We start from the raw sequence: 13,071 nt of genomic DNA, 5'->3' as shown, positions 1-13,071 counted from the left end.
GCTCACCGTGGCCACGGGCTCGGCCGCCACGTTCCGTCGGCGATGATCGCCTTTCCGTTGTGTCCGTTGTGTCCGTCCGAGGCGCGGCGCCGCGGGCTGGGCCGCCGTTTTCCGTCGGTGACGCTGAAGTGCTCGATCGACTTGCCGTTGTGCCCTTCCCGTCGCCGGTGCCGGCCGGCCGCGACCCGACTGTCGGCTTCACGGCCGGGCCGGATCTCCCGGGCCGGGTTGCCCTCCCACCGGGTGTGCGGCGGTACGTCCTCGCCCTTCATCAGGAAGGAGTCGGCCGCGAGCACCGAACCCTCGCCCATCGTCACTCCGTAGTGGACCCACGCACCGACCCCGACGGTGCTGCGCGCGCCGACGACGATGCGGTCGGACTTGAAGGCACCGTCCTCCTGGGAATGGCATTGCACGTGCGAGCCGATGTTGAGGGTGACCTCGTCGCCGAACGTCACGAGGGTCTTCTCCGGCATCGCCGCGCCGTCGTCGAACACGCGCTTCCCGACCTTGACCCCGAGCATCCGCCAGGCCAGGTTCTTGAACGGGGTGCCATTGAGGGCCTGGACGTGCACTGTGGACGCCGCCGCCTTCCAGAACCGCTCGTGGCGCCAGAATCGGCGGTCGTAGATCGAGCAGTACAGCGGCCGCAACGGGTGGATCACGATGGACGCGCGTTCCACCAGTGTGAAGTACACGGAGCTGAACAGCAGCGCGGCGACCGAGGCCAGCGCCACCGCCGAAACCCCAAAGCGCGGGTAGAGCTCCGCCGAGGCCCAGCCGAGCAGCATGACCGCGAAGAAGTAGAACCAGCGCACCAGCAGGAACATCACGACGGTGCCGGCGTTGTGCCGGTTCTTCGCGGCGAGCCGGCGGCGGAACTCATCGCCGGTCCGCAGGTGGTCGAACTGGTGGTCGCGGGCCACCGTGCGGGGGATCTCGAAGCTCGGCGAGCCCAGCAGCCCCACGTTCTCGCGGACAGGGCCGTCAACGGGCACGAGGACCTTGGTCGCGAGCAGGCAGTTCTCCCCCGTCCGCCCCTGGGCGGGGTAGACGATCACGTTGCCGAGGAAGTTGTGCGCGCCGATGGCCGCCCGGGACACCTTGAAGGACGTGCTCGAATAGTCGGCGTTCACGATCGAAAGCCCGTCCGCCACCATCGTGCCGCTGCCGACGGAGCTCTGGAACGGCGTCTCGTGCTTGATGGCCGTGCCGAAGTTCGAACCAGTCTGCTCGACGTCGGGCATCCGGTAGCCGAGGTAGCGCAGGTAGTGCACGATCGCGGAGCTGTCACCGAACACGGTCATGAAGAACTTGAGGTTGGTGATCAGCCGGATCGCCCGCAGGATCGAGTAGCGCAAGGTGTAAAGGCGGTAGACCTTGTCCGGTTTGAGCGCGAGGCTGAGCACGCGTGGGACGACGGCGATGAAGAGCAGCCCGAGCAGCGAGACGCCGAAGAAGATCACGGACGTGACCGCCAGCGCCTTGCCGTAGAACGCCCAGCTCCCGAAGGCGACCACGGGGGTCCCGAGCACCGTGTTGAGCCGCGGGACCTTGTCGATGAGCACGTCCACACCGCCGACCGCCAACGGGAGGTACACGAACAGCGTGGTCAGCAGCTGCGAGACACCGTAGGAAAACCGGCGCACCCGGCCGCACCGCGCGGGCCCGACCCCGCGGTAGTCCGCCTCCGCGCGCAGCGCCGGCGACCCGTGCCAGCGCTCACCGGCCGGCACCGCCTGCCCGGGGTGCAGCGACGACACGTGCCCCAGCTGGGAGCCGTCGTCCATCGACGTGCCGATGTCGAGCACCGACAGCTCACCCACGAACACGTCCTTGCCCAGCGTCACCGAACCGGTCTGGAGCACGCCGGATTCGGCCCGGTACCCGGTGAAGAACGAGTCCTTCCGGATCACCGAGCCCGCGCCGATCGTGAGCAGGTCGGTGCACACGGGCACGTTGCGCGAGAAGATCGCGACTCCCCGGCCGATCTTCGCGCCCAGTGCCTTCAGATACAGCACGTACAGCGGCGAGCCCAGGAACAGCAGTGCCACCGGATTCCGCTGCACCAGCGTCTTGACAAGCCAGAACCGGAAGTAGGCAAGCGACCACACACGAATCCGCTGCGGCTTCCACCGGCCGATGAGCACCCACTTCGCCACGACCGGCAGCAGGCACAGCCCGATCAGGCTCGCACCGCCGAACAGCACGAGCCGCACGTAGACCTCCAGCAGGTTCGCCGAGGCGTAGACCCACGAAGCACCGCGTACCACCAGGAGCGCGGCGAGATAGGAATAACCCAGGAAAGTCACGAACTGGAGCAGTCCGCAGAGGACGTACGCCACCGCGCCGGCGCGGGGGAGGTCAGCAACCTTCACCGGGTTCTGTTGTGTGCCCTGTTCCCGGGCCTGTGCTTCGGCCGCCGGCTCCGCCTCAGCGGGTTCGTCGACGGTGAGCGCGGTCGCGAGACTCCGCGCGGTCGGGTTGGCGTAGACGTCCTTCATCGACGCCGACGGCACGTCCGCCCGCTTGCGGAGCCGCGCGCAGAAATGCGCCATCACCAGCGAGTTCACGCCCAGGTCGTCGAAGAAGTGGCTCTCGGCCGACACCTGGTCGACCTTCGCCACGTCCGCGAGCACCTCGGCGTAGACGCGCTCCGTACGGTCGGGGGTGATGGCGTGCCTGCCACTACCCCGTCGAGATTCTGCCCGGTCCCCCGTCAGGAATTCGTCAGATTCCCCCAGGCTCCGGGCTTGGGTCTTCCCACCTGTATTCTCCCACCTCCACGTCCCCGACCGGCCGGACGTACCGGCATCGTCTCGAGGCCGTTCGCCACCCACTGTAATCCCCCTCCGCGTGCCGTCGACCCCAAAACGGTCCTTACGGGCACATTACGTCCCCGGGGCCGGAGTTCTCCCGAGAAAGTCTTCCGAGTTAGCGGAAAATTTCAGCGGCAACCGGGTCGGCCGGGCGATCTGGCGTGCGCTCTCCTTGATCCACCAGGGGGTTCGCACACGGTGCCGAGTTCGTCGCGTCGGGTTCAAGATCAGGACTGACCCGGCTGATCGGCCTTTCCGACCGGGCCGTTACAGCGATTCGAGATTTGTTTTTCAAGCAGTGACGCCGATTTGATCATTCACCGTCGTGAATTTGATCTTCACTGTCCGTAACCGGCCAGTCTGAGCGAGGAACAAACGGGGGATGAAATACTCCAACCCGCCTGAATCGCACTATTCGCGGTGTTGCACGAATGTGATCCCGGGGGCCGCCCGGGCATCCGGATAACGCGTTGTGTCCGCCGTGGACACTGTCCTACGGGGTCAGCAGCACCACACGTCCGTGCACCTCGCCGCGTTCGAGGCGGCGATGGGTTTCCGCGGCGTCCGCGAGGGTGCGGTGCTCCACCCGGCGCGGACGCAAGCCGCCCGCGGCGAAGCGGGGGTTCAGGGCCGCGGCGGCCTCGGCGAGGTCGGCGGCCGTCGCGTTCGAGATGGCGAAGCCGAGGACCGAGCGGTCGTGCATGTACAGCTCACCGGCCGGCAGCACGGGGCGGCTGCGGGCGCCGGCCAGCAGCACAATGCGGCCCCGCCAGGCCAGCAGGCGCACCGCCGCCTCCAGGTCGTTGCGGCCGGAGGTGTCGACGAACAGGTCGACCGGCCCGGCGGACGCCAGCCTGTCGGACAACCGCTCGTCGCGGTAGTCGAACACCTCTGCGGCGCCCAGGTCACGGCAGCGGCCGAGGTCGGCGGCCGACGCGGTCGCGAAGACCCGGGCGCCCGCCGCGGCCGCCAGTTCGATCAGCGCGCCGCCGACGTTCCCGCCGCCGCCGGCGACCAGAACCGTCTCGCCGGGCAGCACGCGGCCGAAGGTGACCAGAGCCAGGTACGCGGTGGCGGCCGGATGCGCCATCGCGACGACGTCGAGCGGGTCGGCGCCCTCGGGCACGCGGTAGAGCCGGTCGGCGGGCACCACCGCGCGTTCGGCGGCCGCGCCCTGGCGCCCCGCGTGGCCGAGGCTGTTGCACCACACCCACTCACCGGCCCGGAATCCCCGGGCGTCCGCCGCGACGCGCCCGACGAGGTCCCGGCCGAGCACCAGCGGCAGCGGGACTTCCGTCACATACAGCCCGGAGCGGACAAAGGTGTCGACCGGGTTCACCGACACCGCAACGACATCCACCGCGACATCACCCGGGCCGGCCACGGGCTCGGGCAGCTCGCCGAAGCGGATCTCCGCCACGCCACCGAGCCGTTCGACGTAGGCCGCACGCACTTTTTCTCCTCCTGAAGGGATTGGTACCGACGCGGGTCAAGACCGGGTCTCGAGCTCCACCGGCCCGGCGAAGTGGAACGCCGTGATGTCCAGCCGGTGGCGGAGGTAGAACCGGTGCGCGTGGGGGTTGGCGACGCCGGAGTCGAGCTCCAGCCGGACGCAGCCGCCGCGCCGGCCCAGCGTCTTCAGCTCGCCCATCAACCGGGCGCCGACCCCCCGCGACCGCGCGGCCTCGTCGGTGACCAGGTCGTCGACGAACAGGACGCGGCCCCGGCTGGTGACGAGCGTGCGGTACCCGGCCGCGGCCAGTGGCTGCCCGGCCGGCGAGTACGCGATCAGGTACCGCAGCCCCTGGTCGTGTCCTTCGGTCACGAGCTCTTCGAACAGTTCGCCGGACAACGCGGGCCGCAGCCGCAGCAGCAGCGGCAGCAAGTCCTTCCTCACCCGCGGATCGTCGGCCGGTCCCAGCTCCCGGAAAACCAGCTCGGCTTCGCCCATCGACGTGCGGCTCCTCGTTCTTCCAGCCCACCCGGCCCCCGGGTGGGGACGTCGCCGCGTCCGCGGGGCCCGGCCCGGCGCGGACGCGGCGACAAGCCGTCGAACCCGATCAGTCCCGGCCCGCGAGCTCGAGCTTGCGCGCCAGCAGAGCCGGGTTGGTGAACATGACCTCGTGCGAACCTTCGAGCGTCACCAGCCGGAACGTGCCGAGCCGGCGGGCGTTGGCCAGGTAGCCGTGCTCGGGGTCGCCTGGCGGAAGAGCCGAGTCCTCGCCGCACAGGACATAGCTGCGGGGAACGTCGGTCGACGCGTAGAACTTCGTGAGGTCCAACTTCTCCACCGTCGGACCGAGCGGTTCCGGGGTGAGCATCTCGTAGGTCTCCCGAGCCCGGGCCAGGTCGGCGTCGCCGATGAACGCGTCGCGCCAGACCTCGAACGGCAGCATCACCGTGTTGTCGCTCGACTGCGCGGCCAGGATCGGGAACAGCTCCTGGTAGGCGGGCGGAGCGTTGTCCAGCACGCTCGTCCCGTTCGCGGGGACGAAGGCGTTCAGGAACACCAGCCGCCGCACCCGGTCGGGCAAGCGCTCGACGACGCGGGCGATCACGCTCCCGCCCCAGCTGTGTCCCACGAGGACGAAGCCGGCGAGGTCGTGCCGGTCGACGTAGTCCGTGATCGAGGCCACGCAGTCGTCGTGGGTCACCTCCCGCGACGCTCCGGCGCCGTGGCCGGCGACAGTCGGGCTGTGCACCTCGTGCCCGAGCTCCTCCAGGCGCTCGGCCACCTCGGCCCACGACGATCCGTCGTGCCACGAACCGTGCACGAGAACAAAAACTGACACTCCGGCTCCTTCAGGGGAATGGGCGGCTACACGCCGGCTTCGGACGTGGCCTCGGCGAGGCCGTAGTTGCGCAGCCAGCCCTTGCGGACGTCGGCCTCCGGCACGTGGTCCACCGTGTACGCGGGCGACAGGAGCTCAGCCGCCTCGCTGACCGCGATCTTCACGGCGTGGTTGGTCGGCTGGCTGTCGCTGTGCTTCGACACCAGCCACGCGCGGATCCACTCGAAATCCGGATGTCCCGCGTCGAGGATCTCGGCGGTGCCCCGGAAGCGGAAACCCTTGCGGGCGATGAAATCCACCACGTTGACCTCGATCGCCGGCTGGTGGCGCAGGTTCTCCACGGTCTGCGGCGAAGCGATGTCCATGAAGATCAGGTGTTCGGGGTCGAGCACGCGCACCGAGCCCTTGGGCGAGACGTTGGGAGTCCCGTCAGGACGGACGGTCGCGACGAACATCAGTTTCGCGGCTTCGATGACGTCGGTCATTTCTTGGCTGATCGTGGGCACGGAAAACACCTCATTACGTATCTCTGGAGCCTGCCCGACACTTAACCGCGTGCCAGTGCGGCGGAGCTTGAAATTCTTCTGAGCAGAACCAGCAGGGGATCCCGGCGCCGATTTCCTGTCCGGTCGGCGCCGAGTTCGTCGGCTGCCTCCCGCCACGCTAGCCGGATTCCGGCGCCGGCACCTGGTCCACTTCCCCACCGGCTCCGTGGACCGGTTTGGCGCGCAACCGTTCTGCACACAAGAATTCCCGGTCACGACCGAGCGTCGCGAGGTTAGTGTCCTCGGTCAACACGACCTGGACCTGGTCGATCCAGGATGTGAACTCTCCAGGTGACCCGAAAGCCGACCGACAAGCCCAGCGAACGAAACCGGGAGATCGCAGTGACCGAGCGCATGAACTACTCCGCCGTCGCTCCGGAGGCGTACAAGTCGATGCTCGCCATGCAGAAGTACCTGGCGACGTCGTCGATCGACCACACCCTGCACGAACTCGTGAAGATCCGGGTGGCGCAGATCAACGGCTGCGCCTACTGCGTCGACGTCCACACGCGCGACGCCCGTAAACACGGCGAAGAGGAAAGCCGGATCTACGCACTTTCCGTCTGGCGCGAATCGCCGGAGTTCACCGACGAGGAACGCGCCGCGCTCGAACTCGCCGAAGCCATGACGCTCATCGCCGGCCGCGGTGTTCCCGCCGAGACCTGGGGGCTGGCGGGCAAGTTCTTCGACGAGCGGCAACTGGCCGACGTCGTGCTCGCCGTCATCACGATCAACGCGTTCACCCGGCTGGCCATCACCACCGGCATGGTCCCCGGCCGGTCCACGCCGGTCGTGTCGAAGTAGCCGGCCCCTCCGACTCCCCGAAGGAACCATGATGTCCACCTCCGCCGCCGGGCGAACCACCCTCCCCGGCACGAAAGCCAAAACGAGCGGGCAGCGAGCAGCACGCGCCGCCTTCTACGGCCTCCTCGTCGACTACTGGGAGATCATGCTCCCGGTGATCGCGCTGGGGCCGGCCATCGAGTACTTCCTCCCGTCCACGCTGCCACCCCAGACGAAGTCGACGCTCACGTTCCTCACGTTCGCCGCGGCGTTCCTGGGCCGGCCGATCGGCAGCGTGATCTTCGGCCACCTCGCCGACACCCTCTGCCGGCGCCGCACGACGGTCGTGTGTTCGGTCGGCATGGGGTTCGCGGTCCTGCTGGTGGCGTTCCTGCCGGGCTACGAATCCGTCGGCATGTGGGGTCTCGCCGGCGTCCTGCTGCTGCGGCTGCTCGGCGGGATCTTCATGGGTGGGCAGTACACCGGGGCCAACCCGCTGGCCATGGAGTCCGCGGAGAAGTCCCGGCGCGGGGTCGTGGGCGGGTTCATCGCGTCGGCCTGGCCGGTCTCCTACGTCGCGGTGTCGCTGCTGACGGCGGTGCTCGTGGTGGTGTTCCCGAGCGGCTCGGCGACGTCGGCGTACGCCACCTGGGGCTGGCGGATCCCGTTCCTGATCGGCGCGGTGATGGCGTTCGTCCTGTTCGCCTACGCGCGCAAGACCGCCGAGTCGCAGGCGTGGGCCGCCAACAAGGCCAAGGAGGAGCAGGCGGCGAAGACCCGGTCGCCGCTGCGGGAGCTGTTCCGCGGGGACAACCTGCGCAGCCTCGGGCAGGTTTTCCTGCTCATGACGGGGATCTGGTTCGCCATCCAGATGCTCACCGTCGCGCCGTCCGGCCTCCTGATCTCCTACCTGCACCTGCCCAGCCAGACCGTGATCTGGGGCATCCTGGCCGCCAACGTGGTGCTCTTCCCCTGCTACCTGCTCCTCGGCGCGTGGGGACAGCGGTTCGGCCGCCGCAGGACCTTGATCGTCTGCGGCGTCCTGACGGGAACCGTGTCCGTGGGCTGTGTGATCGGCATGCTGCGCACGCTGGGCACCGGCGGGCCGTTCTGGCTGGCGATGGTTTTTTTCACCATCGCCCTGTGCATCAGCGTCGCGCCGAACGCCGTGCTGATCCCGTACCTGTGCGAGCGGTTCCACGTCGGCGTGCGCGCCTCGGGCTACGGCATCGGGTTCACGCTCGCCGTGATCGTCCCCGGGCTGTACTCGTTCATGCTCATCGGGCTCGGAAAGGTCATCAGCTACGAGTACGGCGTGGCGGTCCTGCTGGTCATCGGCGCCGTGTGCACGGTGGCCGGCGCGGTGCTCGGTCCCGAGACCAAGGACGTCGACCTCGACACCCCGGCCGCGTGACGGCCTGACGCAGTCCGGGCCGCCGACCACCCCGGTCGGCGGCCCGGCTGCGTGCTCAGGCCTCGGCGAGCTCTCGCGCGATGTCCTCGGCGGTGGCGGTGAGGTGGGCGACCCACTCGCGAAGACGGTCGCGCCGGTACCGGGCGGTGGGCATGGCGATCGAGATCGCCGCCGGGATCGAGCCCGGTGAACCGGCGATCGGGCAGCCGACGGCCGTCAGCCCGACCTCGGTGAGCTGGTCGTTGAGCGCGAAGCCCTGGCGCCGCACCTTCTTGAGGTCCCGCACCAGCGTTTCGACGTCGACGTCCGTCCCGGCGTACCGGGCGCGCACGTCGTCGGAGTCGAGCGCCGCCAGCACCACCCGCCCACCCGACGCGAGGTGAGCGGGGAGCATGCGCCCGGCCCGGTCCCCGACGCGCAGCACCTGGTCGCTCTCGGCCGTCGCCACGAACCGCGCCTGGTCGCCGACCACGACGATCAGGTTGCTGCTCTCCCGGGTCCGCTCGGTCAGGTTCTGCAGGTGCGGCAACGCGATCTGGCGGAGGTGGTCGACGGGTTCGATCACCGTCGGGCGCCGCAGCACCGAACCCGCGACGTAACGCCGATCCTCGTCCTGCTCGGCGAAGTCCCGGTAGACGAGCATGGCCAGCAGCCGGTGCGCGGTCGAACGGGCGACGCCGAGCCGTTCGGCCGCCTCGGTCAGCCGCAGGGGACCCTCCTGCTGAAGGATCGTCGCGAGGTGCAGCGCGTGGTCGACGGAATCGATCCCGTAGGTCGGCTTGTTCTTCACATCAGAACTATAAGCACCGCACAGCAGAACTTGTCTAGCGTTGCCCGCATGACAGCGAAGGCGGAACACCGACCGGCCTCCCCGGTGACCCTGCGCGCCACCGCGGGACCAGGGCAGCCGGAACCCACCCCCGAGCTCCACGAGCTCTACCGCGGCTTCGAGCAGGAACTGCTGATCCCGCTGTGGGCGGAGATCGGCGACCTGATGCCGGCGAGCCCCCGGCCGCTCGCGCAGGCGCACCTGTGGCGCTGGGCGAACCTGCTCGGGCTGGCGGAGCGCTCGGGCGAGCTCGTGCCGGTCGGGCGCGGCGGCGAGCGCCGGGCGATCGCGCTGGCCAACCCCGGCCTGGGCGGGGCGCCGTACGCGACACCGACGCTGTGGGCGGCGATCCAGTACCTCAAGCCCCGCGAAGACGCTCCGGTCCACCGCCACAGCCAGCACGCGTTCCGGTTCGTCCTGGAGGGCGAGGGCGTGTGGACGGTCGTCGACGGCGACCCGGTCGCGATGCGGCGCGGCGACTTCCTGCTCACGCCCGGCTGGCACTTCCACGGCCACCACAACCAGTCCGACGTCCCCATGGCGTGGCTCGACGGCCTCGACATCCCGTTCGCCCACCACACCGGATCGGCCTTCTTCGAGTTCGGCCCCGATCAGGTCGAGGACCGCTCCACTCCGGACCGCTCACGCGCCGAGCGGCTGTGGGCCCACCCCGGCCTGCGACCGGTGTCCCAGAACGGGCCGCGGGTGAGCTCCCCCATCGCCGCCTACCGGTGGGAGCACACCGACGCCGCGCTGCGCGACCAGCTCGACCTCGAGGCCGAGGGCCACCCCGGGGTGCTCGAGCCGGGCCACGCGGCCGTCCGCTTCACCAACCCGACGACCGGCGGCGACGTCCTGCCCACGATCCGCGCCGAGGTGCACCGCCTGCGCGCGGGCACCACCACCGCCGCGCGGCGCGAGGTCGGCTCCGCGGTGTGGCAGGTGTTCGAGGGCGAAGGCACCGTCGAGGTCGGTGCGCGCAGCTGGCGTGTCAGGCGCGGTGACCTGGTCGCGGCGCCGTCCTGGCAACCGCTGACGATCACCGCCGGAACCCGGCTCGACCTGTTCCGCTTCGCCGACACCCCGATCTTCGAACGGCTGCACGCCGACCGCGTCCAGGTGGAAGGAGCCCCGGCGTGAAGCTGACGACCCTGCGCACCCCGGCCGGCACCCGCGCCGCCCGCGTCGATTCCGGCGTGGCGATCGAGATCGACTCGCCCGACGTCGGCACCCTGCTCGCCGACCCCGCCTGGCGGGAGCGCGCGGCGGCGGCCGACGGACCGCGCCACGAGCTCTCCTCGGCCGACCTCGCGCCCGTGCTGCCGCGGCCCGGAAAGATCCTGTGCGTCGGGCTGAACTACCGCGGCCACATCCTCGAGATGGGCCGCGAGCTGCCTGAACACCCCACGCTGTTCGCCAAGTTCGCCGAGGCGCTGGTCGGTCCGGCCGACTCCGTCTCGCTCGACGAGGCCTCGGCGGCCGTGGACTGGGAGGCGGAGCTCGCGGTCGTGGTCGGCGCCCCCGTCCGGCGGGCCGGCGTCGCGGAAGCCGAAGCGGCGATCGCCGGTTTCGCCGTGCTCAACGACGTCACGATGCGGGACTGGCAGTACCGGACCGTGGAGTGGTTGCAGGGCAAGACCTTCGAGGCCACCACCCCGTTCGGCCCGTACCTCGTCACCCCGGACGAGCTGCCCGGCGGCGCCCGTCCCGCGCTCGATCTGCGGTGCACCGTCGACGGCGAGCTCGTGCAGGCCGCGAACACCGCGGACCTGGTGTTCGATCCCGTCGCGCTGGTCGCCTACGTCTCGACGATCCTCACGTTGCGCCCCGGCGACGTCATCGCGACCGGCACGCCCGGTGGCGTCGGGCACGCGCGCGACCCGAAGCGCTACCTGACCGACGGCTCCGTGCTCGTCACCGAGATCGAAGGCCTTGGCACGCAACGGAACACCGCGCGCCTCGGCACGTCGGGGCCGGCATGACCCCCGCACCGGATCCCCGGACCTGGGCCGACGCCGGCACCGGGCTTCTGCTCGCCGGGCTCGACACGTTGAGCGACGCCGAGCTGGACGAGCCGTGCGCGCTCCCCGATTGGACCCGTCGCCACCTGCTCGCCCACGTGGCGTCCAACGCGGAAGCGCTCGGGCGGCTGCTGAGCTGGGCGCGCACCGGAGTCGAAACCCCGATGTACGCCTCCCCCCGCGAACGCGCCGCCACCATCGAGTCCGGCGCCGCCCGCCCCGACCTCCGCCGCTGGGTCGCCGCCTCCGCCGCCGAACTCGCGGAGGCCGCCGACGCGATGCCCGCCACCGCGTGGGCCGCCGAGGTCGTCACGGCCCAGGGCCGGACCGTCGCCGCCGGCGAGACGTCGTGGATGCGGGCGCGCGAGACCTGCGTCCACGCAGTCGACCTCGGGACCGGCACGACGTTCGACGACCTTCCCGAGGGGTTCCTCGCGGTGCTGGTCGACGACATCGCCGCCTGGCGCTCGGCCCGGCCGGGACCCGCGATCCTGCTCACCACCCCGCGCACCGACCACGAGATCACCGGCGACGGCACGCCCGTGCCCGTCGACCTCCCGCTCGCGACGGCCGCCGCCTGGCTGGCCGGTCGCCACCGCGAGGCCGGTTTGCCCACCCTGCCGCACTGGCTGTGAGGAGACGACGATGACCGATTCGATCGTGACCACCGTTCCCGCCGTCGACGCCGTCGACGCCGTCGTCGTCGGGGGCGGCATCGGCGGGCTCGGCACCGCGCTGGCGCTGGCCCGCTCGGGGCGCGCGGTGCGTGTCCTGGAGCAGGCGGCGGAGTTCGGCGAGGTCGGGGCCGGCCTGCAGATGGCCCCGAACGCGACGCGCGTCCTGCGCGACTGGGACCTGCTCGGCGAAGTCGTCGAACACGGCGTCCGCCCGCGGCGGCTCGTCATGCGCGACGCGCTCGACGGCAGCGAGCTCACCCACCTCGACCTCGCCGACGCCGAACGCCGCTACGGCGCGCCCTACGTCGTGATCCACCGCAGCGACCTGCACGCCATCCTCGTGCGGGCCTGCCGCGACGCCGGCGTCGACCTGGTCACCGGCGCGACTGTCACCGGCGTGGAGAACGGGCCGGACTCCGCGACAGCCGTCGGCGACCACCGTCGCGACACGGGCCACATCGTGATCGCGGCCGACGGCCTCCGGTCCGGTCTGCGCCGCCGGCTCAGCTCCGACGAACCCGTCAGCTCCGCCTACGTCGCCTACCGCGGCGCTGTCCCGCTCGCCGACCTCCCGGACACCGGCGGCCTTGCCCTCGAGGACGTCACCGTCCACGTCGGACCGGGTTGCCACCTCGTCCAATACCCTCTGCGCCGCGGCGAAATGCTCAATACCGTCGCCGTGTTCCGTTCCCCCAAGGCCCTCGCCGGAGAAGAGGACTGGGGCACGCCCGACGAGCTCGACACGGCGTTCGCGGCCACCTGTGAACCGGTCCGCGCCGGTCTGCCGCACCTGTGGCGGGACCGCTGGTGGCGCATGTACGACCGCCGGCCGATCGGCACCTGGGTCGACGGCCGCCTCGCCCTCACCGGCGACGCCGCCCACCCCATGCTCCAGTACCTCGCCCAGGGCGCCTGCCAGGCGCTCGAGGACGCCGCCGGTCTCGTCGAGCAAGCCGACAAGCACGACACCGGTTCCGGCACGGACTGGGACCCGGCCTTGCGCGACTACGCCGCGGCCCGGGCCGTGCGCACCGCGCGCGTCCAGCGCACCGCGCGCGACTGGGGCGATCTGTGGCATTGCGACGGCCTGTTCCGCGCCACCCGCAACGCCCTGCTGCGCGACCGGGCCGCGGACGACTACCGCTACGTGGACTGGCTCTACGGACACGGTGCGTAAGTGATCCGGGTCAC

Annotated in this window: 12 protein-coding genes; 6 read left to right on the top strand and 6 right to left on the bottom strand. The window is 70.6% G+C overall.

Annotation, left to right across the window (positions count from 1 at the left end; translation table 11 throughout):
- Positions 1 to 2: 2 nt before the first annotated feature.
- The 5 genes from K1T34_RS38500 to K1T34_RS38480 all read right to left on the bottom strand — a co-directional run bounded on the left by K1T34_RS38500 (position 3) and on the right by K1T34_RS38480 (position 6,117).
- Positions 3 to 2,675, bottom strand: a complete 2,673-nt coding sequence (locus K1T34_RS38500; protein WP_220247616.1) for a Pls/PosA family non-ribosomal peptide synthetase — start codon at positions 2,673 to 2,675, stop codon at positions 3 to 5.
- Positions 2,676 to 3,312: 637 nt separating this feature from the next.
- Complete coding sequence (locus tag K1T34_RS38495; protein WP_220239640.1) at positions 3,313 to 4,272, bottom strand: zinc-binding dehydrogenase; 960 nt, start codon at positions 4,270 to 4,272, stop codon at positions 3,313 to 3,315.
- 36 nt (positions 4,273 to 4,308) lie between these two features.
- Positions 4,309 to 4,770 carry a GNAT family N-acetyltransferase gene (locus K1T34_RS38490; RefSeq protein WP_220239639.1) on the bottom strand — a complete coding sequence of 154 codons (462 nt, stop codon included), beginning with the start codon at positions 4,768 to 4,770 and terminating at the stop codon, positions 4,309 to 4,311.
- A gap of 109 nt (positions 4,771 to 4,879) precedes the next feature.
- Positions 4,880 to 5,611, bottom strand: coding sequence for an alpha/beta fold hydrolase (locus K1T34_RS38485; RefSeq protein WP_220239638.1), 732 nt, complete (start codon positions 5,609 to 5,611; stop codon positions 4,880 to 4,882).
- 26 nt (positions 5,612 to 5,637) lie between these two features.
- On the bottom strand, positions 5,638 to 6,117 hold the full coding sequence (locus K1T34_RS38480) for a pyridoxamine 5'-phosphate oxidase family protein (protein ID WP_220239637.1): 480 nt from the start codon (positions 6,115 to 6,117) through the stop codon (positions 5,638 to 5,640).
- 381 nt (positions 6,118 to 6,498) lie between these two features.
- Between K1T34_RS38480 and K1T34_RS38475 the strand changes: the two genes are divergently transcribed.
- Entirely contained in the window at positions 6,499 to 6,960 is a 462-nt protein-coding gene (locus tag K1T34_RS38475; protein WP_255637859.1) for a carboxymuconolactone decarboxylase family protein, read from the top strand.
- Positions 6,961 to 6,991: 31 nt separating this feature from the next.
- Positions 6,992 to 8,353 carry an MFS transporter gene (locus tag K1T34_RS38470; protein WP_220239636.1) on the top strand — a complete coding sequence of 454 codons (1,362 nt, stop codon included), beginning with the start codon at positions 6,992 to 6,994 and terminating at the stop codon, positions 8,351 to 8,353.
- A 55-nt stretch (positions 8,354 to 8,408) separates the two neighbouring features.
- Here the strand turns inward: K1T34_RS38470 and K1T34_RS38465 are convergent, their stop codons facing one another.
- Positions 8,409 to 9,143 carry an IclR family transcriptional regulator gene (locus K1T34_RS38465; protein WP_220239635.1) on the bottom strand — a complete coding sequence of 245 codons (735 nt, stop codon included), beginning with the start codon at positions 9,141 to 9,143 and terminating at the stop codon, positions 8,409 to 8,411.
- A 48-nt stretch (positions 9,144 to 9,191) separates the two neighbouring features.
- On the opposite strand from K1T34_RS38465, the gene K1T34_RS38460 reads away from it, so the two are divergent.
- The 4 genes from K1T34_RS38460 to K1T34_RS38445 are packed head-to-tail and all read left to right on the top strand — an operon-like array spanning position 9,192 to position 13,057.
- On the top strand, positions 9,192 to 10,322 hold the full coding sequence (locus tag K1T34_RS38460; RefSeq protein WP_220239634.1) for a cupin domain-containing protein: 1,131 nt from the start codon (positions 9,192 to 9,194) through the stop codon (positions 10,320 to 10,322).
- Entirely contained in the window at positions 10,319 to 11,164 is an 846-nt protein-coding gene (locus tag K1T34_RS38455) for a fumarylacetoacetate hydrolase family protein (RefSeq protein WP_220239633.1), read from the top strand. Before K1T34_RS38460 ends, K1T34_RS38455 begins: the two co-directional genes overlap by 4 nt.
- Complete coding sequence (locus K1T34_RS38450) at positions 11,161 to 11,838, top strand: maleylpyruvate isomerase family mycothiol-dependent enzyme (protein WP_220239632.1); 678 nt, start codon at positions 11,161 to 11,163, stop codon at positions 11,836 to 11,838. The genes K1T34_RS38455 and K1T34_RS38450 overlap by 4 nt, the downstream gene beginning before the upstream one ends.
- 10 nt (positions 11,839 to 11,848) lie before the next feature.
- Positions 11,849 to 13,057: an FAD-dependent monooxygenase gene (locus K1T34_RS38445; protein WP_220239631.1), complete on the top strand. Its 1,209-nt coding sequence runs from the start codon at positions 11,849 to 11,851 to the stop codon at positions 13,055 to 13,057.
- The last annotated feature ends 14 nt before the right edge of the window (positions 13,058 to 13,071 follow it).

The organism is Amycolatopsis sp. DSM 110486 (assembly GCF_019468465.1).
Classification (GTDB): domain Bacteria; phylum Actinomycetota; class Actinomycetes; order Mycobacteriales; family Pseudonocardiaceae; genus Amycolatopsis.
This window is presented reverse-complemented; position numbering and strand designations above follow the sequence as displayed.